Below are 25,331 nucleotides of genomic sequence, written 5' to 3'. Positions count from 1 at the left end.
ATTAAGGCGTTCAACGATTAATTATAATAGTATTACCAAAAAAAGATATCATTAATTTTTTGCTAATGACATCTACTCTTGTTCAAAAACAGTATTTCTTTGTGTATCTCTTTTATACATGTCTTTTGGCGTTATTTCTCTCTTAGCCGTTGGAGAATAGTTTTTACTATTTGGGTTTAGAATATAATCGAGCTGATGCTCTATCATTTTTTCAAAAGGAATAAGAAAATCTTTTGTTTCGCATTGTTCTACGTTACCTTCTTTAAGTAAATTTAAAACCGTGTAAACGGACTCAATAGTACTTAAACAAAGCGATTCTGGTTGCTGCTTAATAATAAACTTTGATTTTATTTTATTATCAAAACTCACTCTTTTTAGTTTTTGCAAGTTCTTACTTAATTTAAGCATTTTGCGAGCACATGGCCATGTACCATCAAGAATGAAGATGTGTGGAGTATCACCCATAAAAGAATTTATTTCAGAATTTTTTCTTATGGATAAGTTGAAATTATCTTTTCCAGGATAAAGAAGGAAAGCACTTTTTTCGTTATCCAAAATGTCATTCACACGTTTATTATTAGTAAAATCGACACCAACAATAATCTCTGAATTTTCAAGTTGAAGATTAGTCATATGTCCCGTTCCGTTTTTTTCTTTTTTGTACTCCTTAGGATGCATAAGAATAATAAAGCGCGTCTTAGTCTGAAAAGGACTAATATATTTACAAATACATGTGCTCGAAGGCCTCATGCATTTGTAACATGTAATTCTATGGGTTTTTAAATCTGCTTGCAAGTCCAATATCTTTTTGTTCTTCTAGTTAGCTATTGCAACTACATAGACATAGGTATGTTGAGGCTTTCTTTGCCAATTATGAGACGCTTTAAATACGTTTAGATATTATTATTATTATTACTCATTCTCAATTTTATCAATCATTTCTCTAAACAAATTAAGTAAATAGGTCAATTTGCTAGCATCACCAGCAGCTCTAAACCGTTGGTTTTGAATTTTCACACCATACCAATCTTGTTTCCCGTTTTCATTGAGAATCCATTTGATATCGAGATTAGCAATAGATGTTTTTGAAATATCAATTTCAACATCCCAACCTAACGGACTATCTATAGTGGTAATTTGAATGGCATCACCTTTTTCCCATTCTCCATCGGCATTGTCTTTAAGCCAATTTTGTATCCATTCTAATATTTCCATTTGTGTTATAAGGTATTGAATTTGATTTGTTATTCTTGCGTCAGTTCGAGTGATTTTTCCTTTTAGAAAAACCGTATCGAGAACCTTTTGATTATTCTAGATACATTTATTTAGTCTTCATTTCAATCCGAATTACTAAACACTTGGACTGATGTTCTGGGTTAAATTATTACTTTTTAATATCCACGTTAAATGTACAACCCAAGGCTTGCAAGATAATCTTTATCTCTTGATTTAGCGTCGTCTTGTGTAGAAGTTGAACGTATAAATCTATTAGGAAGTGTTTATTTTAATAATCCTGTAAAAATAGCAAGATAATATAATCCTGTAATGATAAATACAATACCTGCAATGGTTCGCATTACTTTTTCAATTTTGGTAATTCTGTTATAAAACACACCAATTTTTCCTGCCGTAAAGGCTAGTAAATAAGTGAATAAAATCACTGGTAATCCTGTCCCAAAGGCAAATATTATGGGTAAATAAAGGCCGTCTGCAGACGCTATACTCATCGGAATAAGCATTCCGAAAAATAAAGCTCCACTATATGGGCAAAACGCTAACGCAAAAACAACACCAATTAAAAATGAACCTAATAAACCTTTGTCTTTAAATTTTTCGGAAAGGCGTTCTTGAAAATTAGAGGTTCCTAAAAAATTGAGTCTGATAATATTTAACATTATTAAACCAATTATAATTAATAATGGCCCTAAATATTTTTCGCCATTCTGATTAAAAAAACGTGCAATATGAAACTTGCTTGCTCCAAAATATAAGATTAATCCAATGGCAGTATAACTAAAACCTCTTCCTGCAGCATATAATAATCCACTCAATAAAACCTTTCTTTTACTCGAAATATTTTTAGAGATAAATGCGGTTGCTGTAATATTAGTTGCCAAAGGACACGGACTAATGGCTGTCATTAGTCCGAGTATAAAGGCTGATAAAATAGGAATATTGTAAATCTCTAAAAGTGATTTTAGATATTCCATCTAGAGCGTTTTTAATTGGGTGTCAATTTTAGATTTTAGTTCTTTAGAAAATACATCTTGATCATTTCCGTTCATAAATGCAAATTCGGTTAAATCTATTTTGGATTCTTTTCCATTTTTAATCACGTTTAAGATTAACGCTGTACCTGAAGCTTCAAATTTTTCTGCGATTTGTTCGTTTTCTTTTTCATCAACATTAATGACTTGAAACGTAATTTTATCAGCTTTCATTTCATCTGAGAAATAAGTGTCTAACGTAAATTTTGTGTTGGCTTCAATGGCATTGCACGTCATACAACGATGTGTAGAGTGGAAGTCCATAACCTCTATTTTACTTATAGATTGATCTAAATTCTGTGCCTCACTTTTGTTTTTGCCATTGCACGCTGTTAGCAGTAAACCTACTGTTAGAACTATTAATATTTTAATTGTTTGTTGCATTTGTATATTGATTTATAGTTTATAATAAGATGTTGAAGACATAGCCTGAAAGTATAATACAGAGCGTAATGACACTAAAGAATATGGCTATCAATTTTAAGGACATTACTTTTTTTAGCAAAGTGGCTTCAGGAATCGATAAACCTACGGTTGCCATCATAAAAGCGATGGCTGTACCTAAAGGCACTCCTTTAGCAACAAATACTTGAATCACAGGCACAATACCTGCTGCGTTAGCATACATTGGTACGGCAACTATTACTGCAAGCGGAACCGTCCACCATTCGCCTCCTCCTAAATACGCACTAAAAAAGTTTTCTGGAACATAGCCATGCATAGCTGCACCAATAGCAATACCAATAATGACATATAGTAGAACGTTCTTTACAATATCCCAAGCTCCGTTTGTAATTTCTGGTAAGCGTTGGTAAAACGTTCTATGTTCTTCTTGAAATTTGGCTTGTTGCATTTTGTTTTCGAGAATCTGTTTTACCCAATCTGAAAGTAAAGGTTCAAGGTTAAATTTACCGAGAAGCCAACCACCAATAGTACCTAATAAAATTCCTGAAACTACATAAATTAATGTGGCTTTTACACCAAACATACCAATAAACATGGCGACAGCCACTTCATTGACTAAAGGTGAGGTGATTAAAAACGAAAAGGTAACACCTAAAGGAATGCCTCCTTGTACAAAACCTATAAACAACGGTACAGAAGAGCAGGAACAAAAGGGTGTAATCGCTCCAAAAATAGAAGAAAAGAAATATTCTAAACCGTAAAGTTTTTTTCTGTTCAGGTAATCTTTAAGGCGTTCAATGGGAAAATAAGCATTCACAATACCCATGATAAAAACGATAACGAAAAGCAGAATCAGAATTTTAAGCGTGTCGTACACAAAAAAGTTGAGGGCAACTCCCAAATGGGTTTCGGCACCAATACCTAAGACGGAATAGATGAACCAATCTGCAAAATGTTGTAACCAATCAAACATCTTTTTGTGTTTTAATAGTGCCAGAAATAGAACAAGCTAATTTGATGGTATTGTAAATGGTACCAAATTTTTCAATGTTCTTTTTTAATAAACCGACATTCAATTTGTCGTCATTGGTATAGATGGTTAAATCGTAACTGATGTTTTCCATCCGTGGCGGATTTTCTAAACGAGTTGCACTAACATTAAGTGTTGTTTTGGTGTAGCTAAATTTCATCATTGTAGAAAAACGTTCTACATTTTTTAGCATACAAGCTGCAAATGAGCCTAAGAATAATTCTGCAGGATTGGGTAAAACGTCAGCCGTTTTTGAAGTCGTTCCAAAATCTATGTGTGATGTTTTGATATGAATACTAGCATCTTCATTAGAAAGTGAAGAGGCTTTGATTTGATAATTCATAACCGTTCATTTTAATTTAAAAGTTTCAATACCTCGTCTTTTGAAGGCACTCTACCTTTTATGGTAATTACATCATCGATAACCAAAGCAGGTGTGGTCATTACATTGAATTTCATAATTTCCATGATGTCCTCAACTTTATCAATAGTAGCATCGATGTTGTTTTCTAAAACCACGTCTTTAACCACATTGGTCATCGATTTACATTTTGGGCATCCAGTTCCTAATATTTTAATTACTTTACTCATAATACAATTATTTGTTTATCGCCAATAGGCGATTGATTGTTAAAAAAATATCAATCAAAAAAATCTTGAAATAATGATTTTGCAATCTTCCAGTTGTCTTGATTAATACAGTACTTTATTTTTGGTGGTTTTAATTCTCCTTGAATTAATCCCGCATTTTTCAATTCCTTTAAATGCTGAGATACTGTAGATTGTGCCAACGGAAATACATCAACCAAATCTCCTGTAAAACAGCACGATTGACTTTCGAGATGTTTCAATATGGCAATACGTGTTGGATGGCCTAAGGCTTTAGCAAATTTTGCTAAGGCTTCGGTATTTTCTTTATATTCTATAGTTTCTAAACTTCTTTTCATATCTCTTATCGCAAATTTACGATTGGTTTTTGGGTTAAAATGTGACATTTGTCACATTAGTTTAATTTTTGGATATATTTTAAGGGGAAAGTGTCTTTTAAGTTGAAACGTCAGTTCGAGTGATTCATTTTTCTTTCAGAGCAAAGCGAAGAATCTCAACCAACAAAGAGTGCTGAGATTTTTCACTCGCGCCTCGTTATGAATAACAACTAATGAATTATTTACCTTTCCGTCAGTTCGAGTGATTTTTCCTTTTAGAAAAATAGTATCGAGAATCTTTAGTAAACTAAACGGTTCTCGATACATTTATTTATTCGTCGTTGCACTTTGAATAACTAAACACTCGAACTGACGATTGTGGTGTGTTTAGTAATTTTTATTCTTTATTTAATACGTAAGTCAGTTCGAGTAATTTTTCTTTTTTGAAAAATTGTATCGAGAACCTTTAGTATACCCAATGGTTCTCGATACATTTATTTATTCGTCGTTGCACTTTGAATAACTAAACACTCGAACTGACGATTGTAGTGTGTTTAGTAATTTTTGTTCTTTATTTCGTGCTTCCGTCAGTTCGAGTGATTTGTCCTTTTCGAAAAATTGTATCGAGAACCTTTAGTATACCCAATGGTTCTCGATACATTTATTTATTCGTCGTTGCACTTCGAATTAATAAACACTCGAACTGACGTGCTAGGATAGGTTCAGTGATTCCTAAATCTCAGAAACAAATTCCAAAAACACCGCTTTATGCTTTTCTAAATCCATATCTGGTGATAAGGACACACGTGCAATATAATCTTTATCTCCTTCTTTGGTGGTGCCTTGCGTTGAGGTTGCCGGAATCGTCCAATAACAGCCTTTTAATTGTCCGTAACTCACACAATACTTGCTTTCGTTAGGGATTTCGGTAATCATTAAATTGATTAATCTATGATTTAATTTTCGTTTATAGGCTTCCTTCTCTTCAGGTGTATTGCCTTTTGTTGGCAAGTCTAATGAAAACACCGATGGTGTAAACCCTTGAGCAGCTAATTCTTCAGATACAAAATTGATTTTCGCTTCTGGTAAGGTGTCATGAATAAAAGTTACAAACTCACGTGTGTTTTTATACGCCTCTGCAATTCGTTGATTCATGGATGGTAATTGCTTAGCCAATATCTCGTATTGAAGCGCAGTCGCCTCGTTATCGCAAAGCGTCAAATGCAATGCTATTTTACTCATTAAAGCATCTACTTTAGCATTTCCTACAATATAACCCGCTGTACATTTTCCACCACTTGGGAATTTAGAACCACTAGCATAAGAAATCGTACGCATTGTAGATAGTATTTCACCTTCCCCTAAAAAGTGCACATTAGGACAAAACGTTTGGTCTAATATAAACACAGGATCTATCGCGATGTCGCCAGAAGCTGTTTTACGTTCTTCGGTCAAAGCGTCTTTTAATTTTTGTAAATCCGGAACTTCAACACGTGGATTGGTTGGGATTTCTGCTATGATATAAGGAATCGCGTCCTCGTGCGCAATTTTATCTAAAACGGTATGGATACTTTGCACCATATCATTATCACCATCTACAGGTAAATCTACCACTTCCACATTCTCTAAACAGGCAGCCACACGTCGGGCTTGGTCATTGGTGCCTCCATAACAATTTGGTGGGACCACAAATTTAATCGCTTTGCCTTTATGGTGTTCTAAGGCATAGTCCACCAAGCCCATCATAATAGCATACTGAACCGACAATCCGCTAGAACCGACTAAAGGCTGAGACGTTGTACCATTAATCTCCTTAATAGAGTTTAAAACACTTGCTTTATTGGCTTCAAAATGATGGTCTAAATTGGTAATTGCAGTATGTTCAGTTAAGGCTTTTAAAGCCACTAAACAATTCGATGGAGTCATAGCAATCGTTTCACGACGTCTCACATGCTGAATATCTGAAATATAATAATCATTGTGACTGCCATTCACTATGAGTACACTTCCAAGGTGTCCATGAAGATTGATATAAAAATCAATATTTACATTGTCCTCAAGATGTGAAATGTCCTCTTGCTGCGAGATAAAAACAGTACTGCCTTTAAACTCTAAAATAGCATCTGCACTATCCACTTTTATGACATCGAAATGATAACCATAAACCTCCTTGATGATCTCAGCATCGAAAAATTCTGGAAGGTCTCCTGTATATACAATTTGGGTCTTTTTATCCTCTAATAAATTAGTTCTTAAAATAGACAACACAGGCACCGTTTGTGACGAAAAACTAATCACGTTATCCGCATTAATGTGATTCAAATTCGCAATTCCCCATTCTAGAATACAAGATAAGGGATGCCCTAAACGAATATAATCGTAAGCGGTTGGTAATTCACTTAATGCTGACGGTTCTGAATTATTGTTTTTATATAGGTTCTCAAACGTATCTAAAAACTGTGTTTTAGCTAATTTCTCGTTGTAAATATCTAAACGATGCGTGGTTAGATTTAACCAGTCTGCAGGCATGTTGCTTAGAACGTCTTTTATGTAATTTAGGGTTTTATGGTCTTGCATGATTCTCAATTTTCAATATGCAAAAATATGGATTAATTGGATGGATGAAGAAGGTTTAACATGACGTTTTGATATGGTATATTGATAGCTAGCACAAATTGACAAAGTAGTGACTTAAGGAAATTCGAGTTTTGTCAATTTTTTCACTTTCCGAGTTGAATTTAGCGCACCTCAAATCTGCGAAATTGCAAGTATTATATAATGCATCATTGAAATTCCATTTTAGAGGAGATTTAATTTTGCCAAGTATCAATTCCAGAATCCATTCATTTACTGATTTATACCAAAATTTTAAATCTTCATTTTGAACGTAACCAATTATAGCACTATTAGATAAATTTACGCCATGAAGATTGTGTTTAAACCTTTCGATGCCTCCTGTAAATTTAGTTGGGTCATCTCCTACGACATATTCTTTCTTTCTATTATTTCGGATTGAATTAGATAATCTTTTTGCCTCAATGGTAAAGAAAGGATTATGATCTGCATAATGTTTGAAAACTCCAATATCCACTTTGCGATTTTGACCTTTTTTTTGCTTTTGTATAGTTTCCGCTTGAAAAATAAATGGATGTGTTTTTGAGTAATAACTAAATGTTTTACCCAAGTGTTCATTTAAAACTTCTTCTGAAGTATTTATTTCTCCTTTAAATTGATTTTGAAATTTATATAATGTCGCTTCTATAAATTCAATTAATTTCGTGTGTATTGAACCTTTCTTTATGGAAGGATTAGGGATATTCGAAATTGAGTTATGATTGTCTTTTAACATTAATATCCAGCATTATATAGATCAACAATAGTTTCATCAGCATCTCTTAAAGCAATGGATTGTAGCCAATATCTTAATTCCTTAGGTTTAATTAAGTAAATTAAATCACCATCATAAATTTTGACAACTCTATTTATTCTATAACTAGTTCCAAATTTATTATAAACTAGTTCTGTGATATGATTCTCAATCTCAATTTCAGTTTTTAGTGGTATGGAAACTGTATTTTTTTCATTGCCATATTCGAATATCAAGCAAGTAAAAGATTGTGTTTGATGAATACTCTTTTGAGAATATTTTTTTGATTCTATTTCAAATAATGAATTTAAAACCTCACTGAATATTTTTCCGAATTTATTTAGTTCTTCTTTAGTTACGGCTTTTAATACTTTAACATTGGTGTCTTTACCTAGGAAGTCTAAACTATATTCTAAAGTATCGTTGACTAGAATTTTATCAAATTTGGTTAATTCAATGTCTTTTGCACTTTGAGGAAAAGGAATACCTAAAATATCTTTCTGTAATGTTGTTTTTGTTGAACGACTCACTCCGCTTCTTGCACTGGTAACTAAAATATAAAATCTGTAAAGCGAATTGTTTTTAATACGCATAAAAACGTTCTCTAATTCTTTTACATCAGTAGGTGGAGCGTGAATTCCAATAACTTCATTTTTAAAAACCATATCATGGTCTAATAAAATACAAGGGATTGATTTATAACCTATATTTTTCTTTATAAGTAAATGATTTTTTTTAAATATTTCTATTTTCGTATTTCTACTCCTTTGAAAATATTTTCTTTCACAAATATATGTTCTGTGTATACCATTTTCATCAAAATCGGAAGGGTCAAAAATGTCTTTATTCGTTAGGAATTCAGCAATTTTATATTTTTTTTCCTCTAAATCTTTTTGAGTTACTTCAGTGTCTAATTTTTTCCCTTCTATTATTCCATCACCATATACCCAACCTTGATTTTTTTTATCTTTTAAGAAGCTTTGTAGAGTTTTGAAACTACTAAGCCTTTCTATTAATTGAACTAATCTTCCACCTCCCAATAAATTAGCTTTCCAAACGAAAGGGTTGTCTATTACACTGTTTTTGTTTATTTTATGAAAATCATAGTGGTCGATTTCAAAATATTGACGCTCTTTAGCTGTTTTTAATTTCTTAACAGTTACATGATAAATGGGGTTTTTATCGGGCATTTTATTTTCAATAAAAAATGTAGATACAGCAACGTTTTTCTCGTTTCCTTTATTTTTAAATAGGGTATTACTTAAGTAAGTGAAATCTATTATTTGGGGAATATTATATTCACTAAATAACCACTTTCTGAAATTTATAGGTTTTGATGAATTATTATACAACATTGGGCCTGAAGGCAAAATAAAGGAAAGTAATCCCTTCCCTTTTTTCACAAGGTGCATACCAAGTATGGCGAATAATAATGCACTTTGATTATTGGGAACTTGCTCTTTCAAGTGCAACCCAGAAATCAAGCTATTTATTTTAGGTTCTTTCATCCCGTATTCTATAAAGGGAGGATTTCCTATAACTAAATCAAACTTTCTTTCTTTATTTTCAGGATACCAATCAAAAAAATCTGAACCTACTACATTATTATTTAAATTATCAAAACGCAGGTTTTCCCATATAACTTTGGGTGATAAAATATCACATAGAGTTAAACTCAAACTAAAAATGGCTAAATCAACAGCTTCATTCGCAATGTCAATACCATAGATGCTTTCTTTTAATAATTTTTTTAACTCATCTAAATTTTCTTTACCAGGTAAAATCCACTCCCCTGTTTTATCATAATTTGAAACTCTCCACCAATCAATAATTCGCTTATAGGCAGAAACTAAGAAAATTCCTGAGCCACAGGCTGGATCTAATATTTTAAAATTCTCTTTTGGTTGATTGATAGGCATACACTCATCAATCATAAAACTAACCAAATAAGAAGGTGTATAGGCAACTCCTGTACTATTGTCAGCTTCTAAAAACATTTCGTAAATACTACTTATTAGCTCAATAGGAAGGTGATTAAATGAATATAATCTCCAAAAAACAAACTGATTGTTGTCTAACATTCCAGATAAGAAATCAGCTAATGGCGATAAGTCCATCTCTTTTATCTGTTCCTGATATTCATCAGATAAATAAAATATCTTTCCATTAAAATGATTGCTGAGATATTCAAATAGGTTAAGAGTGAATTTATTTCCTTTTCTTATGGTTTCTGTAAAATTAGCAGAGTACCCAAATTTTTCTTGATTAAAAAAATCAGGAGCAAAAACTCTTGTTTCGTTTCCATCTTCATCGATATCTACTCTTTCTTCTAGGTATTTTATTAAAATACCTAAAACAAGAAGTTTACTTGCAATAATCTTATCAAGTTCTATTGTTTCAAGAAATTGATTTCTTGTAATTTTAAGTTGAGAAATTAGTTTTTCGTAAGCAGTTTCACTATATCCAAAGTCATACTCAGTTTCTTCCCAAAAAGAGCCATTATCGAATTTTTTTCCTGAATATTCTTTATACTTTTTTATCGCCTCACCTGCAATTTTTAAAGTTTCAAAAGGAGAAATATGTAAATTCCCTCTTTCTGTAACCTTAACCGGTTTAGAAGAATTGAAAAATTTAATTTCAGATTTAGTTATTATAAGATATAATCGTACTTCAGTGCTACTCCAAACATTTTTATGAATTTCTACAATGTCTTGTTCTTCTGACGTAAAGTCAAAAATATATAGTTGTGGTTTAGAAGATCTATTCGAATCAGGAAAATTTCGAAAATATACAGCATTTGCTCCTGCTTTTTTTGCTTTTTCGAGAGATAATTTTTGATAGAAATTAATTTCTGGATTTTCAAGTTCGTCAATATGAATTAATCCATAAGAATGTCCTTCAGCATCACGCATCTCAAGTTGAGATAATCCGCTAATGTATTCTTTTGATTTCATTTTTATTGAAGTGATTTACTTAATATACAAAAATGCAATTAATTGAATTAATAATTGAGCATTCGCTAACGAAGTTCGGTGAAATTTTTCAACAAGACAAATCTTAAAATCGATTTATGAATATATACATTGATATATACTAAAAAAGTATATAGACGTGTAGGTTACTTGAAATATCAAACTCAATTTTAAACTTACCTTTTCAAACTAAGCTCACAAAATTAGAAGTCCAGAATCTCTCAAAAAAACAAATCAACCCAAAACCTATTCCCCAGAACCAAAAACCGTCTCCCAAACCAAAACAATCTTACGCCTAATCTTATTTGAATTCGATACCACAAAAGCAAAACCCATAGTAGTAACCAAAGCAATAAAAGCAAGTGCGCCAAGTGCACCTCCATAACCATCAAAGACGTGGCTTTTCGTAATGTAAATCCCAGTAAATAGTGCTCCTGCTATGGCAAGCAAGGTGTAACTTTTCAAGGTTTTAGCAGAGACCATCCCAATAAACGAGGTGCCAACAAATACAATAGGGAGGTGTTCGGTTAAATAGCCATTAAGTACGTTAGGAAAGGCATAAAAAAATAACCCAACAATGAGCGATAATAACGCAGAGGCTTTTACAGCGCCAAGGCGTAAGTATTCGCTAACAAAGTGGGTGAGTGTGGCGCCTAAAATTCCGGTGATGATGAGGATGAATGTATTCATACTAATAACGCATACATTAGAGTTGCTGTGATGACACCTGCAAATGCCATGGTGCCTAATTTTCCGCCAACACCAAGAAATAAGTTTTTAGACATCATAAAAAACAGTCCTGCAAGTGTGCCTGCAGCAAGCGCAAAACCAAGGGAGGGACTGGTTTCTACACTAGACATACCAACAAAAGCACCACAATAAATGCTTGCTGGTAGTTGTTTTAAGTAATTCGATTTTTTATTTAAAGATGGTAAAAATGATGCTAATGTTCCTACAATGCCCATGGCTAAAATGGGGCCTAAACCACCAGGAACATTTAAGAGGTAACACAATACGGCTCCTATTGGCACCCAAATGACGACGGATATTTTTTCGTAAGCATAATCTTCGTGGTGTAAATCTAAGTAGCGATAGCCAAAAACGATGGTAAGTATAATAACAAGTGCGGCTATAATTATGGCTGCGTTGGTTTCGTAATGCGCGTTTACAATCATGGTTAAAAAGGTAACCTGTGTAAATAAAACAGTAGCGACCATTAAAAATCGAATGGCTTTATGTTTTCTCATTAAGAAATTTTTGAAGTTTTGCCTTTGACTGATTTTAATCACTCAGTCTTAGATTTTACAAAGGTCTAAGAAAATTTTTAAGCGACAAATTGTAGGGTGGAAATTTAGAGTTTAACGTTATAACACCAATAAACCAGAATCACGCAGAACATTTATCGGTTTAGCATACCAAAACAATTCAAAATCTTGAAATTGAGTTTCAAAACTGGTTTTTAATTGCTTAAACGATTGTGATTTATGTTGAGGAGTGATGTCTTCTAAAATATTTAAAAGCCAAAGCCCTTTTTCTTTTTCTAGTGTAATTTGAAAGCTAGCTGCCGTATCATGAAACGTGAATTCTAAGAAATCTTTAGTGGTTCCTTTTTTAGTTTTTGAAAATTCAGCCACTAAAGGCATGCTGCCTAACCACACAATTTTTGCAGTCGGTTTAATGTTGAAAACAGGTTCTTGTGCTAAGGAATTATATATAAAATCAGGATCGATTTCGGTGTCAGGAATATCAAAGTCAAACCAATCTTGTAAAGGACTATCAAACCCAATACCATGCATAAAATTAAAAAGTGATTTCTTTAATCCGTAACTAAATTGTGAATGGTCAATGCCTGTAGAGTCTGTGAAATCGACATCATTATTGGCAAAACTGATGTTTTTATAATTGGGTGTAATCCCATAATCACTAGGATTTAATCCCACAGGACTATGTGCTGTTAAAGCAAATTGATGCCAAAAGCCCGATTGCAATACACCAACTTCAAACAATTGACGCACCATTTCTAGACTATCTATCGTTTCTTGAACCGTTTGCGTTGGATAACCATACATTAAGTACGAATGCACCATAATATTCGCTTCGGTAAAATTGCGAGTCACTTGCGCCACTTGCTCCACGGTAACTCCTTTATCAATGAGTTTTAACAACCGATCTGAAGCGACTTCCAATCCACCAGAAACGGCAATACAACCAGAGGTTTTCAATAAAATACAAAGATCTTGAGTAAAGTTTTTTTCGAATCTAATGTTGGTCCACCAAGTGACGCTGAGGTTTCGTTTTAAGATTTCGAGCGCTAAAGCTTTCATCAACGATGGAGGAGCGGCTTCATCGACATAGTGAAATCCGGTTTCGCCAGTTTGTGCAATGAGCGTTTCCATACGATCGACTAAAAGCGATGCAGCAACAGGTTCGTAAATTTTTATATAGTCTAAGGATATATCGCAAAAGGTACATTTTCCCCAATAACAACCATGTGCCATGGTGAGTTTGTTCCATCTGCCATCGCTCCATAAACTGTGCATTGGGTTGGCAATTTCTATAACAGAGATATATTGGTCTAATAATAAATCTGAATAATCAGGAGTGCCAACATCGGCTTGTTTGTAATCTGGAGAGCTGCTGTTGTTTTTATAAACGATGGTTCCGTTTTCTAGGACAAAGGTGCGTTTGTATTCCATTTCTGAGATTCTTCGCTTTGGCTCAGAATGACAAACGTTTTCATAGAGTAACTCAATTGGTAATTCGCCATCATCTAAAGTGATAAAATCGAAAAATTCAAAAACTCTAATGTCTGTTACAGACCGTAATTCGGTATTTGGAAATCCACCACCCATCGCGATTTTAATTTCAGGATAATTGGCTTTTATAAATTGTGCACAACGAAAAGCACTGTATAAATTCCCAGGAAACGGTACCGAAAAGCAAATGAGTTTGGGTTGGGTATCTTTAATCCGAGTCTCTAATAATTCTAATGTGATTTGATCGATGTAAGTGTCATCATCTTGAAGCTGCGCATAAAGTTCATCAAAGGAGTTGGCACTTTGCCCTAAACGTTCCGCATACCGACTGAATCCAAAATCGGGATCAATACATTCGACGATGAAATCGGATAAATCCTCAATATAAAGTGTGGCTAAATGTTTGGCTTTGTCTTGCATTCCCATGGCACCAAATGCAAAATCCATATCATCTAATTGCGCAAAACGCGAAGCTTGTGGTAAAAAGTTGGTGGTGCAAATCTGTCTGGCAAAGGTTTGATTTTTGCCTTGAAGAAATAAAATAATATCATCTAAAGACTTTAAATAATGATCTTTTAAAGCATAAATACGTTCACAGTTTTCAGATTGAATACGATCGTTTTCAAAAGCCAATTGAAATATTTCTTCAAAGGTTTCTTTTTTGAACAACTCTAAAATCACTTCAATTCCTAAATCCATTTGAAATGCGCCAATACCTTTGGTATTCAGGAAGCCTTTAAGATAGGCCGTTCCAGGATACGGAGTATTGAGTTGGGTAAATGGAGGTGTTATGAGTAAGAGGTCTTTCACTGGTTGAAGTTGAAATTGAAAACGAATTTGAATTTGATGATTGCAAATATAGAAGTTATATCGTTGTGTATTCTGAATTTTAATGGGAGTAATATCGTCAGTTCGAGTGATTCCGTTTTTTCGGAATCGTATCGAGAACCTTAGTAGTATATAACCTGTTCTCGATACATTTATTTATTCTTCGTTCTACTTCGAATAAATAAACACTCGAACTGACGTAGGTGGTTCGTTTGAGTGGTTTGGATTTCAATTATATCCTTCCGTCAGTTCGAGTGATTTTTGAGGCACGAGAAAATTGTATCGAGAACCTAGTTGTATACATACTGTTCTCGATACATTTATTCATTTTCCGTTTCACTTCAAATGAATAAACACTCGAACTGACGATGACAGTTCATTTTGAAATTCATAACTTTAGCTATGAAAAAATCTTATATTTATATTTTAAAATGCGCAGATGATACTTATTACACTGGTATCACGAGTAATTTAAATAAAAGATTATTTGAGCATAAATCAGGAGCGCACAAAGATAGCTATACCTACAAAAGACGACCTGTAGAATTGAAATTTTATGCAGAATTTACAGATATAAATCTTGCTATAGAAACTGAGAAACAAATAAAGAAGTGGTCGAGAGCAAAGAAGGAAGCTTTGATTAATGATGAATATGAGAAGTTACCTAATTTGGCAAAAAAGAAATTCAAATAAATACTGATGTGTCAGTTCGAGTGATTTTTTTTCTTCAAAAAAATTGTATCGAGAACTTTTTTGTAAACGAATTGTTCTCGATACATTTATTCGTTTTTCGTTTCACTTCAAATAAATAAACACTCGAACTGACGTAGGTGGTTCGTTTGAGTGGTTTGGATTTCAATTATATCCTTTCGTCAGTTAGAGTGATTTTTGAGGCACGATAAAATTGTATCGAGAACATTGGTTGTACAGATGGTTCTCGATACATTTATTTATTCTTCGTTCCACTTCGAATAACTAAACACTCGAACTGACGTTTGTGGTTTAAATAAAGATGAGGTTTTAATTCCTACCCATTCTTCAAAATCTCAGCAACCGCTTGTTGATAAGCTCTTGGATTATTCGCCTTTTTAATTTTCTTAAAGGTCTTCCGTGGATCTGAAAACGACTGCGCAAAGTATTCCCAAAAGCCTTGCATTTTCATTTTTATAGGTGTTGGTCCAGATAAGGCTTCATCGTATTGCTGATAAATGATATCATGGAATTCTCTAAAAATATCCCATCGATTTTCAGGATAGTCTGTCGTGTTGTTTTTAATCATGCTTGGTAAAAACGGATCAGCGATTAAGCCTCTGCCAATCATAAAATGATCGATGCTTGGAAAACGTGCCTGCATTTCTTTCAGCTTAGCTACAGATGTAATGTCACCATTGTAATACAATTTGTGTTTGGTGCTTTCTATACACTTTTGAAAAGCCTCAAGATTCACACCACCTTTATACAATTGTTTGCCAATACGTGCATGAATGGCAATATTCTTAAGAGGATAAGCGTCTAGAATAGGGAAAGTGTCTAAAATTTCTTCGGGATGTTCGTAACCCATGCGCATTTTCATAGAAACGGTAATATCAGTTTCTTTATGTACGCGTTCTAAAATATGATTGATTTTTTCAGGATCGCAAATGAGTCCAGAACCCATCCCTCGATTCGTCACCATGGGATAAGGACAACCTAAATTCCAGTTCAACTCTTTGTATCCTAACTCCTGAATATAATCGACTACGAATAAAAACTCATCAGCACTGTTGGTCATAATTTGTGGAATGACTTCGAGTTCTGTATTGTTTTCAAGCTGTAAATCGAGTTTATAAGAGTTTTTAATAATCAACTTATTATTAAACCGAATGTAAGGAGCATAAAACGTGTCGATGCCACCAAAATAGTGGTTAAACGCATTCCGAAATCGGAAATCAGTAAACCCTTGTAATGGTGATGATAACAGCGTAATTGGCATTTCGTTTTAGGTGTTTAAGTTGACTTTTTTTACAACCGCTAAATAACGAAAAACTAATGTATTATTCTGATGAATGTCCGTGGTTTATTATTTTAAGTGTTCTTTAAAAAAAGCGATGGTACGTTTCCAAGATAAATTGGCTGCTGCTTTATCAAACCTAGGAGTGGTATTGTTATGAAAACCGTGATTCACTTCAGGATAGATGTAACCTGTATATTCAATGTTGTTGGCTTTCAAAATTTCTTCAAATGCTGGCCAACCTGCATTAACTCGTGTATCTAATTCACCATATTGGAGTAGAAGTGGAGCCTTAATTTTAGCAGCATCTTCAGCTTCTGGTTGTCTGCCATAGTAAGGTACTGCTGCACCCAAATCTGGTAAACGAACAGCCATCATATTAGAAATCCAGCCTCCAAAACAAAACCCTACAACACCAACATTACCGTCGCAATTGTCATGATTTTTAAGAAAATGATAGGCAGCGATAAAATCTTCGAGCATTTCTTGTTGGCTTCTCGTTTTTTGCATTGTTCTACCGTCATCATCATTACCTGGATAACCACCCAATGGACTTAAGGCATCTGGTGCTAATGAAATGAAACCTTCTTTAGCGGTGCGTCGTCCGACATCTTCAATATATGGGTTTAAACCTCTGTTTTCATGGACTACAATAACACCAGGTAATTTAATTTTGTTATCTTTTGGTTGCGATAATAAACCTTTTATGGTGCCACCTCCTTTTGGAGATTCGTAAGTAATATAATCTGAATCTAAGGTTGGATCATCTGGTTTAACCATTAAATTTGTAATGTAATCAGGTGACATAAAACTCATTAAAGAAGACAATGTGATACCACCAACAGCATAGACTCCGAGTTTCTCTACAAACTGTCTTCTGTTAAGTTTGTTGTGCGCATAGTCATCGTATAAATCAAAAACTTCTTGTTTAATATCTTCTTTTTTAAGGTCTTTCATTACTGTCAGGTTTTGGTGATTAAAAAGTCTAATGCGTTAAGTTATAAATAATAATAAAGTAAATTTTAAATTTATAATTATTTAACACGTTCAAGTAAAATGGTATGATCACCAAATTCGGTTGGTCGTTTGGCATTAAAATCCATTGCAAATCTCATGGTATCGTTATCTAGAAATTCTGCGATACCTAATATTTTTTTCGATTCTTTAGATGCTATTTTTGTAACAATGAAGTCTACTTCTATAGGTGTTGTTTTAAAATTAATAGAATAAGACATTTTTCCTTTTTTGCCATTCATTGTAAATTCTTTTCCACCTATAATTTGTCCTTGTATTTCAAAAGTAGCGTAGCCTTCATTATCGAAAGTGATATAACCGATTTCACTTTTGTCGTCTCCTTTCCATTTGCCTAAGAAATCTTCTTTTTTAGGATTTGAAGTGAATAGAAATAGCGGAATGATAAAAAGTGTCATTAAATGTTTCATACGTTTTATTTAAAATATTTGGTCTAAAAAATGAGTAATACTCTGTGTATTCGCTCTAATTAGTTCTTTACGAGCAGCTTTAGTATCACTTGGTTTTTTGTCTTGAGATAATTTGAATTTGCCTTCCCAATCTGTAATGGTGATTTCAAACATTTCAATATAATCTAAGTTTTTGTCTAAACGTGGATTGTCTGACTCTAGCGTATATTTATGATCAGGCGCTTCTAAAAATTCAGTCATTGTAATTAATGATTGCTTAAGAGCAGCTTTACTTTCAATGGCTCTTACTTTTCCTTTGAGATGCACTTTAATATAATTCCAAGTTGGTAGTTGTGTCGTTGAATAAATACTAGGAGAAATGTAACATTCGGGTCCTGCAAAAATAAGCGTGACATCATTATCTCCTTTTAATAGTTCAGCTTGAGGATTATAAATGTCTATGTGCCCAATGAGTTTGCCATCTTCATAAACTAAAGGTAAATGTGTAATTAAGGGGTGATGGTCTTTTACAGAAATAACCGTTGCCAAAGGATATGTCTTTATCACCTCTATCATATGGTCAATGTTGTTATCTTGATGTTGTTTTGGTGGATACAAAAGATATAGTATTTAGATTCTTTGAATTACTTCAAAATTTATAGACGCTTAAATTTACAATTTTTTATCTTTAGTGCATGTCAGAGAAACCAACTTCATTTTCAATTAAAAATTGGTCGCAAGATGATCAGCCACGAGAGAAGCTGAGAGACAAAGGAAAAGCGTCTTTAAGTGATGCCGAATTAATAGCTATTTTAATCGGTTCTGGGAATAGAGAAGAAAGTGCTGTAGCATTATGTAAACGCATTTTTGCAAGTGTAAATAATAACTTGAACGCTTTAGGGAAATTATCTCTTTCTCAATTAATGGAATTTAAAGGTATCGGAGAAGCTAAAGCGATATCTATTGCTGCTGCATTAGAATTAGGACGTCGTCGTCGTATAGAAGATGCACTTCAGTTAGATAAAATAACATCTAGTCGTTCTGTATTTGATGTCATGCAACCCATATTAGGTGATTTACCGCATGAAGAATTTTGGATTCTATACTTGAATAATTCCAATAAAGTGATTCAAAAAAATCAATTAAGTAAAGGAGGTATTACTGGGACTTTGGTTGATGTGCGTTTGGTATTAAAAAATGCGCTTGAAGTAGGAGCTGTGGCTTTAATTTTATGTCATAATCATCCATCAGGCACTTTAAAACCAAGTCAGGCAGATAAGGATATTACCAAAAAACTAAAAGCTGCGGCACAAAGTTTAGATATTTCTGTTTTAGACCACCTAATTATTACTCAAAATGCTTATTATAGTTTCGCAGATGAAAACATTATGTAATATTACAACGTTAAACTTTAATCGGAATTCTGCAAACTAAAAATATGCTACTAGTTTATACACATAAAATCACACCACGTGTTACGTACACGTTTAAACATATATGCAAACGTATTTTGGGTATTGAGGTGCGTTTTACATCTAAAGTTGAAGATTTTATTGCACATGATAGTCTTAAGATGTCGTATGCCAAACAGCCTTTAAGTAACGAGTTGTTTGTGCAAAGTAATATGTTGTTATTTGAAAACGGTTTGTCTGATGTAACTCTTAATGTACAACAATGGGAAGGTACCAAAGGGTTCTTTGCTACAGGTGAACGCAGTGATTTACCTTATGATATATTTGCTGCATCCTTTTATTTATTGAGTAGATATGAAGAATATTTGCCACATGTAAAAGATGAATATGGACGGTTTTTAGCATCAGAAAGTGTGGCTTTTAAACAAAAATTCCTTAATCAACCTGTGGTTGATATTTGGGCTTATAAGCTTAAAGACGTATTGGTTAAACGTTTTCCGGATTATAAATTTCCAGTGCGTAGTTATAATGTGCAACCTGTTATAGATGTGCCAATGGCTTATTATTTTAAGCACAAAGGTTTACTGCGAACAATTGGTGGGACATTAAATGACTTAAGGAGGTTTAAGTTAAAACAATTATATTTTCGGTATTTAGTGTTGTTTGGTTTTAAACGCGACCCTTACGATACTTTTAGATGGATCATTAGAAAGCAGAACAATTGCAATTTTAAATTTATGGTTTTGTTTTTAATAGGAGATTATTCAACTTATGATAAAAATATAAATACTAATAAAAAAGAATTTGTATCACTAATAAAATCTGTTGCAGATTATTGTGATGTAGGTATTAAAGCATCCTATTTAGCTTTAGATGATGTTTCAATTCTAAAAAAAGAAAAGCTGAAAATGGAAGCTATCACTCATACCCATTTAAAGGCTGTTCGTCATTCGTTTTCTAAGCTTAATTTACCAATATCCTATCGTAATTTGGTGGAGCTAGAAATTAATCAAGACTATTCTATGGGATATATTGATACTTTAGGATTCAGAGCAGGTACATGTACTCCATTTCAATTTTACGATTTGGATTACGAAGTGCAAACACCATTACAAATTAACCCATATCAATGTTTGGATTATGCGTTGTTAAAGTATAATTCAGAATTAGACAAAACGGAGCATTTACAAAAAATAATACGTGAAGTTAAGGCGGTAAATGGTACTTTTATACCTGTATTTCATAATTACTCCTTTAGTGATTTGGATCGCTGGAAGGGTTTTAGGTCATTATTTAATTTAATATTAGAATCTTCAGAATGAAAAGCCAAATAAAACATGTTTTTTTCGACTTAGATCATACCCTTTGGGATTTTGACAAAAATTCAGGTTTAACGTTTGAAAAGATATTTGACCTAAATAATATTGATGTAAAACTCGAGGATTTTTTACCTGTCTACGAACCTATTAATTTAAATTATTGGAAGCTTTACAGAGAAGAAAAAGTGACAAAATCTGCATTGCGTTATGGTAGATTGAAAGAAGCTTTTGATGGAGTAGGAGTTGCTGTTAATGATGAAATGATACATCACTTATCGGAATCTTATATTGACTACCTTCCTTCATTTAACCATTTATTTGACGGTACATTTGAAATTTTAGATTATCTTAAAGATAAATACGAATTACATATTATTACTAACGGATTTGAAGAAGCACAGGATAAAAAAATGACGACTTCAAATATTAAACAGTATTTTAAAACCGTTACTAATTCTGAAATGGTTGGAGTGAAAAAACCTAATCCTAAAATTTTTAACTTTGCTTTAGATTTTGCTAAGGCTTTGCCAATTGAGAGTATTATGATTGGTGATAGTCTTGAAGCAGATATTGAAGGAGCTCATAATATAGGAATGGACACTATTCATTTTGATTATAAAGATACATCTAGAAGTCAAAAATATAAACGAATCACAAATTTAAGAACACTAACAACTCATTTATAAAAATTACCATTATGTTTAAGAAAATAGTATTTACAATTTCATTTATACTTATTAGTTTTTATGGAATAGCACAAAAGAATATCAATAATTATAAGTATATCATTCTACCAACATCATTTGAGTTTTCTAAAAGTGAAGACCAATATCAATTAAATTCTTTACTTAAATTTTTATTTAATAAATATGGATATGAAGCCTATTTTGGTACCGATGATTTACCAGAAGATTTAAAGAGTAATAGGTGTCTAGCATTAAATGCTGAAGCTCTTAAAAATAAAGGTGGTCTTTTTAAAACAAAATTAGAGATTGAGCTTAAAGATTGCTTTGGTAATATAGTTATGATGTCTCAAGAGGGCCAATCTAGAGAAAAAGAATATAAGAAAGCTTACACCGAAGCTTTAAGAAATGCTTTTGAGACTTTTCAAAATTTAGATTATAAGTATGTTTCAAATGAAGAGACTTTAGTTGAGACTCCTAAACCTAAAGTTGAAAATGTAAAACAACCGATAGCTGAAGTAAATACTCCAAAGGAAACAATTGCTGCTAATGAGAAGAAAGTTAATGAGGTAATTACAAAAGAAGTATCAACAGAAAACAATTTTTCAGATTTGCATTATGCACAAGAAATTAAAAACGGTTTTCAATTGGTGAATTCAGAACCAAGAATCGTTATGATTTTACTAGCTACTGCGGCAGAAAATGTATTTATAGTAAAGGGGAAAAATGCTATCGTTTTTAAAGAAGATGGCTTTTGGTACTATTCAGAAAATAATGGAGAGCTTGGAGAGAGAAAATCAATGAATATTAAATTCTAATAAATTAATAGCCATATTTATCTTTCCAAAGCGATTTTAAAAAGTTTCGTTGAGCTTGCTCACGAGCATTATTTCCTGGTTTATATAATGTTGTATTAGCTATCTCTTCGGGTAAAAATTCTTGAGCAGCAAAGTTATTTTCGTAATTGTGCGAGTATTTATAACTGTCTCCGTAACCTAATTCTTTCATTAGTTTAGTAGGAGCATTTCTAATAGCTAATGGAACCGATAAATCACCAGTGTCTTTAACTAATTGTTGAGCTCTATTTATGGCTTCGTAAGCTGCGTTGCTTTTTGCAGAACTCGCTAAATAGGTTGTACATTGACTTAAGATTATACGAGATTCAGGATTACCAATTATAGAAACCGCCTGAAATGTATTATTTGCAATTACTAAAGCGGTTGGATTGGCATTGCCTATATCTTCACTCGCTAAGATTAAAAGTCGTCTTGCAATAAATTTCACATCTTCACCGCCTTCAATCATTCGTGCTAAATAATAAACAGCCGCATTTGGATCACTGCCTCTTATGGATTTTATAAATGCTGAAATAATATCATAATGCTGCTCTCCAGCTTTATCGTAACGAGCAGCTTTATTTTGTACCTGTTTCATCACTAAATCATTAGTGATGATAATATCTTTGTCGTCAAACGAAGCCACTAAAAGTTCAAAAATATTTAACAATTTTCTGGCATCTCCACCAGATAATCTTAATAAGGCTTCCGTTTCTTTTAATTCAATATTTAACTTAGAGAGTTTTGTGTCTTGGGTTAATGCACGTTGTAATAAATCTTCTAAATCCGTTTTACTAAATGCATTGAGTGTGTAAACTTGACATCTCGAAAGTAGTGCAGAGATGACTTCAAAACTTGGGTTTTCAGTGGTTGCACCTATTAAAGTCACCCAACCTTTTTCTACAGCTTCTAATAAGGAGTCTTGTTGCGATTTGCTAAATCTATGAATTTCATCAATAAATAAAATGGGGTTTTTTGTAGTAAACATACCACCACTTTTCTTTGCTTTATCTATAACTTCTCTGATATCTTTAACTCCAGAATTGATGGCACTCAATTTAAAAAATGGACGATCAGACTCGTTAGCAATAACGTTTGCCAATGTCGTTTTTCCTATGCCTGGAGGACCCCAAAGTATAAGAGAGGGAATTACTCCACTTTTAATCTGTTGATAAAGCATTCCGTTTTTACCCACCAAGTGTTGTTGACTAAGATAGTCTTCTAAAGTATGTGGTCGTAAACGTTCTGCTAATGGAATATTCATAATTCAAAATTACAAAATGCATTTGTGATGCATTCATTTAATTAAGGAATTTCATCTTAAAATAATCAAGTTTTATAATTGTTAGTTTCTGCCAATATTGCAGACAATTCTATTTTGGATATAAATTTGAATAGGATTCTTTAAATTTGAATATGAGCAAAACACAACATTTTAAATACTCTAACAGTATCATTGTTTATCCTTTGTTAATGTTGTTTACAATATGGTTAGTGTTTTGGTACCAAGTTAGAATTGATAGTGGTATTAAAGCTTTTGGAATTAGGCCTCAAAAAATAGAGGGACTTATAGGTATTGTCACTAGTCCGTTTTTGCATGGTGATGTCAATCATATTTATAATAATTCCATACCGCTTTTTGTGCTTAGTTTATCCATGTTTTATTTTTATAATAGAATTGCTTGGAAGGTTATTGGTTTTGGTATTCTTCTTTCAGGATTTCTAACATGGCTTATAGCAAATAATGGTAATCACATTGGAGCAAGCGGATTAGTTTACGTTTTGGTCAGTTTTATGTTTTTTAAAGGCATTTTTGCCAAACACTATAGGCTAATTGCATTATCCTTATTAGTTATCTTTCTCTATGGAAGTACGATTTGGTATATATTTCCAATAAAAAGCGGCATGTCTTGGGAAGGGCATTTATCCGGTTTGATTACAGGATTTGTATTCGCATTAATTTTTAGAAAACAAATTGCTAAGCCAGAACGTTATAAATGGGAACAACCTAATTACAATGAGGACAATGATCCATTTATGAAACATTTTGATGAAGATGGAAATTTTATTGAATTTGAACCAGAAATTGAAACTGAGCCTGAAATTGAATCTGAAAAAATTCAAACTTTAAAAATTAATTATATTTATAAGAAGAAGGAAAATTAAATTTTATACTAAACTATATCGGATGCTGCATACATTCTTATATCTGGTGATTGTATGTGTAAAACATCATGTTTAATATGATTCACCTTTGTTTTATATAATAATAGCATACTCAGCTATTCTTACGTTTGAGTCAAAATGACTCTGATATCACTTAGTTGATCTAGTAAATAAAATCATAGTGATTTACTAGATTCTACAACGTTAGTTACATAGTTATTGATATTATGTAAAGTAAAAGGTGAAAACTGAACTACAACACCTTGATAATTTGAATGTGTTAAGTGAGTCAATTTTTTGAGCAGTTAACTAATAATTATCTATGTGTTCAGAATATATTAATTCTTTTAAAGATTATGATTTCTTGTTGTATTCAGCTACAACAAGAAATCAATCTCCAATAGGGTTGCTTTTTTTATGATAAAATTATATTTAATTTCTATGGTAAATCATCTACTTGTGCTGTGCTTTTGTAACCTGAATATATCCATATTTCTCCCGGAATATCAGAAAATTCAACTTCAAAATAAATGCTGTCAACTATGTCTCCTGTTGGAGTCGTGGCTCCATTTTTTACAATTTGACCATTAGTTACGTTTACAGTGACTCCATAATAAAGTTCATCTAGATCGCTTCCGGAAAAGGTTAAGGCATTTAGATCTGCATTCACCTGTGTTTTTAATCCCCAACCATGCTCTAAATCATCAATCCACATAGCATCGGTGTCATTATATGAGTTGTTATACGTGCTAATCGTATTGCTACTATAAAAATCTCCATCCCAAGTCATATCAACAACCCATGTACCTCTCATTTTTTCAATTGCAATATCACTTTCATCTGCAACTGTATCAGTATCACAAGAAGTAAAAACCATCATAAATGTTATCGTTACTAATAGATAGCTAATTTTTTTAATTATTTTATTATATATCATTTTTCCTATGTTTAAT

Annotated in this window: 26 protein-coding genes; 6 read left to right on the top strand and 20 right to left on the bottom strand. The window is 32.7% G+C overall.

The features are described from left to right. Nucleotides 1–72 precede the first annotated feature (72 nt). The 14 genes from ACJJVO_RS08785 to ACJJVO_RS08720 form a co-directional block, all read right to left on the bottom strand. Complete coding sequence (locus ACJJVO_RS08785) at nucleotides 73–795, bottom strand: tRNA-uridine aminocarboxypropyltransferase (RefSeq protein ID WP_405572974.1); 723 nt, start codon at nucleotides 793–795, stop codon at nucleotides 73–75. Nucleotides 796–912: 117 nt separating this feature from the next. Continuing rightward, nucleotides 913–1,215, bottom strand: coding sequence for an immunity 53 family protein (locus ACJJVO_RS08780; protein WP_179339943.1), 303 nt, complete (start codon nucleotides 1,213–1,215; stop codon nucleotides 913–915). Between the two features lie 284 nt (nucleotides 1,216–1,499). After that, nucleotides 1,500–2,210: an aromatic aminobenezylarsenical efflux permease ArsG family transporter gene (locus ACJJVO_RS08775; RefSeq protein WP_405572971.1), complete on the bottom strand. Its 711-nt coding sequence runs from the start codon at nucleotides 2,208–2,210 to the stop codon at nucleotides 1,500–1,502. Then, the gene (locus ACJJVO_RS08770) at nucleotides 2,211–2,651 is read right to left on the bottom strand and encodes a nitrophenyl compound nitroreductase subunit ArsF family protein (RefSeq protein WP_405572969.1); all 441 of its coding nucleotides are present in this window, start codon (nucleotides 2,649–2,651) and stop codon (nucleotides 2,211–2,213) included. It lies immediately after the preceding gene. Between the two features lie 19 nt (nucleotides 2,652–2,670). After that, complete coding sequence (locus ACJJVO_RS08765; RefSeq protein ID WP_405572968.1) at nucleotides 2,671–3,645, bottom strand: permease; 975 nt, start codon at nucleotides 3,643–3,645, stop codon at nucleotides 2,671–2,673. Next, nucleotides 3,638–4,045 carry an OsmC family protein gene (locus tag ACJJVO_RS08760; protein ID WP_405572965.1) on the bottom strand — a complete coding sequence of 136 codons (408 nt, stop codon included), beginning with the start codon at nucleotides 4,043–4,045 and terminating at the stop codon, nucleotides 3,638–3,640. Before ACJJVO_RS08760 ends, ACJJVO_RS08765 begins: the two co-directional genes overlap by 8 nt. Nucleotides 4,046–4,056: 11 nt before the next feature. Further along, nucleotides 4,057–4,293: a thioredoxin family protein gene (locus tag ACJJVO_RS08755; RefSeq protein WP_405572964.1), complete on the bottom strand. Its 237-nt coding sequence runs from the start codon at nucleotides 4,291–4,293 to the stop codon at nucleotides 4,057–4,059. 50 nt (nucleotides 4,294–4,343) lie between these two features. After that, nucleotides 4,344–4,649, bottom strand: coding sequence for a helix-turn-helix transcriptional regulator (locus ACJJVO_RS08750; protein WP_179340008.1), 306 nt, complete (start codon nucleotides 4,647–4,649; stop codon nucleotides 4,344–4,346). A gap of 711 nt (nucleotides 4,650–5,360) precedes the next feature. Further along, a complete protein-coding gene (locus tag ACJJVO_RS08745; RefSeq protein WP_405572962.1) occupies nucleotides 5,361–7,205 on the bottom strand; it encodes a cystathionine beta-synthase in 1,845 nt (614 codons plus the stop codon). 88 nt (nucleotides 7,206–7,293) lie between these two features. Then, complete coding sequence (locus ACJJVO_RS08740; RefSeq protein WP_405572959.1) at nucleotides 7,294–7,977, bottom strand: hypothetical protein; 684 nt, start codon at nucleotides 7,975–7,977, stop codon at nucleotides 7,294–7,296. Next, nucleotides 7,977–10,949 carry a class I SAM-dependent DNA methyltransferase gene (locus ACJJVO_RS08735; protein WP_405572956.1) on the bottom strand — a complete coding sequence of 991 codons (2,973 nt, stop codon included), beginning with the start codon at nucleotides 10,947–10,949 and terminating at the stop codon, nucleotides 7,977–7,979. The genes ACJJVO_RS08740 and ACJJVO_RS08735 overlap by 1 nt, the downstream gene beginning before the upstream one ends. Before the next feature lie 264 nt (nucleotides 10,950–11,213). Next, nucleotides 11,214–11,657 (bottom strand): hypothetical protein, encoded by a 444-nt coding sequence (locus ACJJVO_RS08730; RefSeq protein ID WP_405572954.1) that lies wholly within the window; start codon nucleotides 11,655–11,657, stop codon nucleotides 11,214–11,216. Next, entirely contained in the window at nucleotides 11,654–12,214 is a 561-nt protein-coding gene (locus tag ACJJVO_RS08725) for a hypothetical protein (RefSeq protein ID WP_405572951.1), read from the bottom strand. The genes ACJJVO_RS08730 and ACJJVO_RS08725 overlap by 4 nt, the downstream gene beginning before the upstream one ends. Nucleotides 12,215–12,331: 117 nt before the next feature. Continuing rightward, complete coding sequence (locus ACJJVO_RS08720) at nucleotides 12,332–14,533, bottom strand: B12-binding domain-containing radical SAM protein (protein ID WP_405572948.1); 2,202 nt, start codon at nucleotides 14,531–14,533, stop codon at nucleotides 12,332–12,334. A 420-nt stretch (nucleotides 14,534–14,953) separates the two neighbouring features. On the opposite strand from ACJJVO_RS08720, the gene ACJJVO_RS08715 reads away from it, so the two are divergent. Continuing rightward, nucleotides 14,954–15,244: a GIY-YIG nuclease family protein gene (locus tag ACJJVO_RS08715; protein WP_405572945.1), complete on the top strand. Its 291-nt coding sequence runs from the start codon at nucleotides 14,954–14,956 to the stop codon at nucleotides 15,242–15,244. 334 nt (nucleotides 15,245–15,578) lie between these two features. On the opposite strand, the gene ACJJVO_RS08710 is transcribed toward ACJJVO_RS08715, so the two are convergent. The 4 genes from ACJJVO_RS08710 to ACJJVO_RS08695 all read right to left on the bottom strand — a co-directional run bounded on the left by ACJJVO_RS08710 (nucleotide 15,579) and on the right by ACJJVO_RS08695 (nucleotide 18,580). Beyond that, the gene (locus ACJJVO_RS08710; protein ID WP_405572943.1) at nucleotides 15,579–16,523 is read right to left on the bottom strand and encodes a tRNA dihydrouridine synthase; all 945 of its coding nucleotides are present in this window, start codon (nucleotides 16,521–16,523) and stop codon (nucleotides 15,579–15,581) included. Nucleotides 16,524–16,610: 87 nt separating this feature from the next. After that, nucleotides 16,611–17,498 (bottom strand): dienelactone hydrolase family protein, encoded by an 888-nt coding sequence (locus ACJJVO_RS08705; protein ID WP_405572941.1) that lies wholly within the window; start codon nucleotides 17,496–17,498, stop codon nucleotides 16,611–16,613. 77 nt (nucleotides 17,499–17,575) lie between these two features. Further along, nucleotides 17,576–17,983, bottom strand: a complete 408-nt coding sequence (locus tag ACJJVO_RS08700) for a hypothetical protein (protein ID WP_405572939.1) — start codon at nucleotides 17,981–17,983, stop codon at nucleotides 17,576–17,578. Nucleotides 17,984–17,992: 9 nt separating this feature from the next. Further along, nucleotides 17,993–18,580 carry an FMN-binding negative transcriptional regulator gene (locus ACJJVO_RS08695; RefSeq protein ID WP_405572938.1) on the bottom strand — a complete coding sequence of 196 codons (588 nt, stop codon included), beginning with the start codon at nucleotides 18,578–18,580 and terminating at the stop codon, nucleotides 17,993–17,995. 77 nt (nucleotides 18,581–18,657) lie between these two features. On the opposite strand from ACJJVO_RS08695, the gene radC reads away from it, so the two are divergent. Genes radC through ACJJVO_RS08675 form a run of 4 tightly spaced genes read left to right on the top strand, consistent with a single transcriptional unit; the run spans nucleotide 18,658 to nucleotide 22,194 of the window. Then, nucleotides 18,658–19,356 (top strand): DNA repair protein RadC, encoded by a 699-nt coding sequence (gene radC, locus ACJJVO_RS08690; protein ID WP_405572936.1) that lies wholly within the window; start codon nucleotides 18,658–18,660, stop codon nucleotides 19,354–19,356. 44 nt (nucleotides 19,357–19,400) lie between these two features. After that, complete coding sequence (locus ACJJVO_RS08685) at nucleotides 19,401–20,696, top strand: polysaccharide deacetylase family protein (protein WP_405572934.1); 1,296 nt, start codon at nucleotides 19,401–19,403, stop codon at nucleotides 20,694–20,696. After that, complete coding sequence (locus tag ACJJVO_RS08680; protein WP_405572932.1) at nucleotides 20,693–21,379, top strand: YjjG family noncanonical pyrimidine nucleotidase; 687 nt, start codon at nucleotides 20,693–20,695, stop codon at nucleotides 21,377–21,379. Before ACJJVO_RS08685 ends, ACJJVO_RS08680 begins: the two co-directional genes overlap by 4 nt. Nucleotides 21,380–21,390: 11 nt before the next feature. Beyond that, nucleotides 21,391–22,194 carry a hypothetical protein gene (locus tag ACJJVO_RS08675; protein WP_405572931.1) on the top strand — a complete coding sequence of 268 codons (804 nt, stop codon included), beginning with the start codon at nucleotides 21,391–21,393 and terminating at the stop codon, nucleotides 22,192–22,194. 4 nt (nucleotides 22,195–22,198) lie between these two features. Here the strand turns inward: ACJJVO_RS08675 and ACJJVO_RS08670 are convergent, their stop codons facing one another. Further along, the gene (locus tag ACJJVO_RS08670; RefSeq protein ID WP_405572928.1) at nucleotides 22,199–23,476 is read right to left on the bottom strand and encodes a replication-associated recombination protein A; all 1,278 of its coding nucleotides are present in this window, start codon (nucleotides 23,474–23,476) and stop codon (nucleotides 22,199–22,201) included. 152 nt (nucleotides 23,477–23,628) lie between these two features. Here ACJJVO_RS08670 and ACJJVO_RS08665 point away from each other — a divergent pair, with 152 nt between their 5' ends. Then, the gene (locus ACJJVO_RS08665) at nucleotides 23,629–24,378 is read left to right on the top strand and encodes a rhomboid family intramembrane serine protease (protein WP_405572926.1); all 750 of its coding nucleotides are present in this window, start codon (nucleotides 23,629–23,631) and stop codon (nucleotides 24,376–24,378) included. Nucleotides 24,379–24,817: 439 nt separating this feature from the next. Here the strand turns inward: ACJJVO_RS08665 and ACJJVO_RS08660 are convergent, their stop codons facing one another. Next, nucleotides 24,818–25,315, bottom strand: coding sequence for a lipid-binding protein (locus ACJJVO_RS08660; RefSeq protein ID WP_405572923.1), 498 nt, complete (start codon nucleotides 25,313–25,315; stop codon nucleotides 24,818–24,820). Nucleotides 25,316–25,331 lie beyond the last annotated feature (16 nt).

The organism is Winogradskyella sp. Asnod2-B02-A, from assembly GCF_045063645.1.
Classification (GTDB): Bacteria; Bacteroidota; Bacteroidia; order Flavobacteriales; family Flavobacteriaceae; genus Winogradskyella.
This window is presented reverse-complemented; position numbering and strand designations above follow the sequence as displayed.